This is a genomic window from Vibrio ouci, assembly GCF_004551525.1.
Classification (GTDB): Bacteria; Pseudomonadota; Gammaproteobacteria; order Enterobacterales; family Vibrionaceae; genus Vibrio; species Vibrio ouci.
Window position 1 is genome coordinate 1 of record NZ_SATR01000091.1, and the last position, 4,564, is coordinate 4,564.

A 4,564-nucleotide genomic window follows, 5' to 3' on the forward strand; every position below is an offset into this window, starting at 1 on the left:
GCGTCTAAAAAACTAACTGGCATTTTCAATTTAGCCATGTTTTCTTTTGCTAATTCAAAAGATACTTTTTGAAATTTACAACGATTGAAATACGCTTGAAGCTTTTKATCATGCCGTTTAATTGGTCGTTCAGATCCTGCCAAAACCCAATACACAATATGAACTAACGCATCATTATGCTTGCCTTCTTGCCTAAGTATGTTCGCCATTTCTTCATGCACTGTTGCATCGAGAGCTAACGTTTGATTTGCTGTAAAACCYGATCGATTTGCATGTTGTATATATAAAGATTTTTGTTCATGGAACAAGCCCCATGCCTCATCAAAATTCTTTAGCTTCATTGCCTTTTTTGCTTTCTGCCCTGCATTGGCAGCTTTTCCAAGAAAGTCCTCTTGAATATAATCGGAACTGTCYTCGACCTCACTTTCCGCACGCTTGGAACTGAACATATCACCAGAAYATTTCGCTTCTTTCATGCCGCTACGCAATACCGGTTTGTACCCCTTTTCTACACTTGGTTCATTACCATTCTTTTTCCGAAATCGAAAAGCAATTACAAGCACAGCAACAATAGATAAAGCAACAATAATAAACATAGAATGCTAGATATCCTTTTATAAAAAAACACTGACTCATTACTCGAGGGAGAGGAGTTTACCTAACGCCCAATTAAGGTGTGAAGCACGCTACCACAACACTCAAATTGGACGCCGTAATCACTAAACTAGACCCAAACCAAAAATGCCGAGCGTGCTGAATCACTCTTAAATTGTTTGTTAGCTTGTAAGTGGAATGTGGAGCATACGTGAATCTGACACAATGAGATCGTATCGTTGAATGAACTGATCAAATTTTGATGGATCGTCACTGTATGATTGAATCCACTTGTTACAAGCCTGACCAAACTCATGTATTAATGCTCGATAGTCATAATACTTGGCATTTTCTTCCAACAACTCAACTTCCGGAGGAATACTGCCGACATAAGCAACCAAGCGTTTTATGCTACCTTTTTGGACTTGCCTTGAGTCCAAGTTACTCATGTGTAAGAGTGAATTTCGATGCTCCCAAAGCTCTCTAGGAGTAACCTCGACTGAGGTTAAGTCAGCATACTCATTTAACCATTTAACAAACGGGGTATCTTCACCTCTAGAGCTTTCGCCAAACTCGATATAGCCAATCGAGTCAACAGCTACAAGCATAAGCTTAATGCTAGAAACATAATGTCCTGCTTGATATAAGACTCTGAAAGGTTGAAAGAAGTCATCGTTTATTAGTTCTGTAAAACGAAAACCTTTTTCTGTTATGTATTTATCACGCCAATCTACAGTCATTTGTTCTCCTACAAGCTAACGCCAAATTAAGTAGTGAGTAACGCTACCAACTACCTAAACCATTGTGCCGTAAACACTGAAGCTGATTCAAAGTAAAAATGCCGAGCGTTACGAATCTGCTTAAATTTATTGTTATGAGCGGGGTTAAGTGTGCGCTTTGACGTACTTTTTAACCTTTTTCATAGCCATTTGACGCTTAAGTGGTGAAAGGTAGTCGATAAACAAGTTACCCGATAAATGATCTATTTCGTGCTGCATTACGATGGCTAGAAACTCATCACTTTCGATGGTCATTGGCTTACCTTCGCGATCTAAAGCAGACACAACAACTGAAGTAAAACGCTCTACGTCCGCATAGTAATCAGGAACTGATAAACAACCTTCTTGACCCAATGCTTTATCCGAGCCACTAATCACTTCTGGGTTAACCAAAATTAGCGGTTCATCACGACTTTCTGAAAGGTCGATAATAACAACTGCCTCTTTACGACCAACTTGAGTCGACGCCAAACCGATACCATTGTCAGTCGCATATAGCGTTTCCAACATATCGTCTATTAATGTTTGTACCGTCATAATATCTTGCACCTTTTCCGCTTTGACCTTAAGCCTTGGATCCGGTGCAGTCAGAATTTCTAAAACTGCCATATTTTCCTTCTAATTCTTGGAAGCTCATAACGCCAAATTAAGTAGTGAGTAACGCTACTACATACCTAAACCATTGTGCCGTAAACACTGAAGCTGATTCAAAGCAAAAATGCCGAGCGTTACGAATCTGCTTAAATTTATTGTTAGCACACAGGGTTACGAACAGGCTAACCCAAACCGTGAGGCATACTTTCATTGCTATCATGATCTGCATTACAGACCTTGCACCTGAAGTAACTAACCTGCGATTCTGATTTGCTTGAGCCTAGTAGAACACCAAAAACGATATTTAGAATACGAGACTTGGTACCATTCTTCACTCGTTGCTGAGCTTCTACTTCAGATGTACTTAGCCTTCTATGAGCCGTCTTCTGATTGCAGTTTCCACAATGTAGAAGCATTTGATCTTTAGACATTTACCTATTCCTTAACCACGAATGTTGAACCTGTGTGCTAACGCCCTGTTAAGGTGTGAGCAACGCAATACCGAAGCCGCCGCATACCACCTTAACCACTAAAACCAACGCATAGTAAAAATGCCACGCGTTGCGAATCACTCTTAAACAGTTTGTTAGCTATCTTTTGGTCGAATCTTAACTAGTAAGTTTTCGTGACTAGACTCGAGTATTGCTTTTGGAGACTGCTCGTAATTCAACTTTTTCGCTATATAACTTGAAACATGTTTAGAAAGATATGTGGACAATGACCTATCTGTAACAATTTCTCCTCCACGAATAACTTCATCTAGAAATAAATCAAACGCTGCACATAAGTGATAAGTCCATACCCCATGTTGTAACTCATCACATGAATATGAGCTTTGCCCTGTAGAACAAGACAGGTATGTGGCGTAATGGGAATTTTCATTTGTTAGAAGTTTAAATTCTTCAAGGTCTATATTTTTTAACAACCTCCTAGATAGATCGTTACTTATTTTTTGCGCGCAGGAATCAATAAAAAACAATGCTGATGTGCATTTACTTTGTATTATTGGATCAATAATTAACTCCCTAAGGGAGATACTAGTATTAAATAAGTTACCTGGATGAGTATCATATGTAGATATTCTATTACTAGTACCATCATGAAAACCATGCCCTGCATAATAAAAAATAAACCTTTCGTTCTCCTTAATATTATTAATTAACCCATAAATTTCATATTCCAAACTCGACTTGAAGGCTTGGTTATTCTTAAATTCATAAATATCATTTTCATCAACTCCCCAATACTTAATTAGCGTATTTCTAAATAATGAAGCATCTCTATTAGCATATTTAACTTTCGGGATAGTGTTCCCACCAAAGTCAGCATATTCTTCTACTGAAACGATAATCACTAAAGTGCGTTCAAACTTGACACTAGATATTTCATTTACCTTAGAATGAACACTGCATTCATCGGCTATGAGGTGCAACATTTTCCTTGTTATTTTAGGTACAAAGTAATTGTGAATATTGTTACTGTTTTTATTAAAAGGGATAAAGTTTACTTTTTTCGCAAAACCGTTTTCATCTAATCTATTAAATATAAAATCTATAGCTTCCATGGAGTTATCCCCACCATGCCAACGCCGTTTTTTCTCTATTGAAGCGATCAGCGAAGTACCGCTCCCACAGTAAGGATCCACAATTAAATCGTCTTTATTTGTTAGTGCCTCGATTAGCCTACTATGTAAGCTAATGGGTTGTTGAGCAACCCTACTTCCTTTTGCTTCAGAACTTGATAGCTGACAATTCCATATATTAGTTACTTGTTTTCCTGGAATTTCAGACAAATACCTTTTCAAAAAGATACTTTCCCCCTGTTTCAAGAGGCGCCCTTCTTTAAGCAGTTCATCCATTTTGGATCTACTATATCTCCATCCCCTATTAAACTTTGGGAATACACCACAGAATTCATATTTAAGGTTAGGGTTAGAAGTGTTTATAGTGACCGTCATTTTCATATAAGGCCCTTTGGGGTCATGATCTGGGTTCTTATATCTTCTTTGTTCTTCTAAATTTAGGGGCTCATAAATTGGATATATTTTAGATAATTTTGACCTCCCAAATATTAATAAATGCTCATTACAATCAGCTAAGCTATGCAATAAATGATTTGGTCTTGAACTTATGTTAATGATTTCGGAAAAAAAACTATCTTTGCCTAAAATTTGTTTAACTAGCACTTGAATTTCTGCTCTCAACTCCCTCTGACTATTAATAACTAAGAAACCATCTTGGCTCAAAATCTCTCGAGACTTTATAAGAATCAACTCTAGATACTGAAAATACTCTATGAAGTTACCCTCATAATAAAAAGGAGGATCTAAATATACTAGCTTCGCTTTATTTGACCCAACATTGGCCAAAATTTCATCTGCTTCATTGTTAAATAATATTCTTTTCAAGTTTATAGCCTTAGTATAATTATATAAAGATTAAGGAGATAGCTAACGCCCTGTTAAGGGGTGAGCAACGCCATACCAAAGCCGCTGCATACCACCTTAAACACTAAAACCAACGCATAGTAAAAATGCCACGCGTTGCGAATCCCTCTTGAACAGTTTGTTATGTGTTTACTCAAAGTAACCCTCGGAA

5 protein-coding genes are annotated in these 4,564 nt (G+C 37.4%); all 5 read right to left on the minus strand.

Annotation, left to right across the window (positions count from 1 at the left end; translation table 11 throughout):
* Window positions 1–596 (minus strand): hypothetical protein (locus ELS82_RS23290; protein ID WP_208733268.1); only part of this gene is annotated, 596 nt, incomplete at its 3' end.
* A gap of 180 nt (window positions 597–776) precedes the next feature.
* Complete coding sequence (locus tag ELS82_RS23300) at window positions 777–1,334, minus strand: hypothetical protein (protein ID WP_029857376.1); 558 nt, start codon at window positions 1,332–1,334, stop codon at window positions 777–779.
* A 144-nt stretch (window positions 1,335–1,478) separates the two neighbouring features.
* Entirely contained in the window at window positions 1,479–1,982 is a 504-nt protein-coding gene (gene def / locus ELS82_RS23305) for a peptide deformylase (RefSeq protein ID WP_134837563.1), read from the minus strand.
* 167 nt (window positions 1,983–2,149) lie between these two features.
* Window positions 2,150–2,398 (minus strand): hypothetical protein, encoded by a 249-nt coding sequence (locus ELS82_RS23310; RefSeq protein WP_134837564.1) that lies wholly within the window; start codon window positions 2,396–2,398, stop codon window positions 2,150–2,152.
* 155 nt (window positions 2,399–2,553) lie between these two features.
* Window positions 2,554–4,374, minus strand: a complete 1,821-nt coding sequence (locus ELS82_RS23320) for a DNA methyltransferase (RefSeq protein ID WP_134837565.1) — start codon at window positions 4,372–4,374, stop codon at window positions 2,554–2,556.
* Between the last annotated feature and the right edge of the window lie 190 nt (window positions 4,375–4,564).

Excerpts from the sequence above, each read along its gene's own strand:
- ELS82_RS23300 (WP_029857376.1), bottom strand. The coding sequence starts at position 1,334 with ATGACTGTAGATTGGCGTGATAAATACATAACAGAAAAAGGTTTTCGT.
- def (WP_134837563.1), bottom strand. The coding sequence starts at position 1,982 with ATGGCAGTTTTAGAAATTCTGACTGCACCGGATCCAAGGCTTAAGGTC.
- ELS82_RS23310 (WP_134837564.1), bottom strand. The coding sequence starts at position 2,398 with ATGTCTAAAGATCAAATGCTTCTACATTGTGGAAACTGCAATCAGAAG.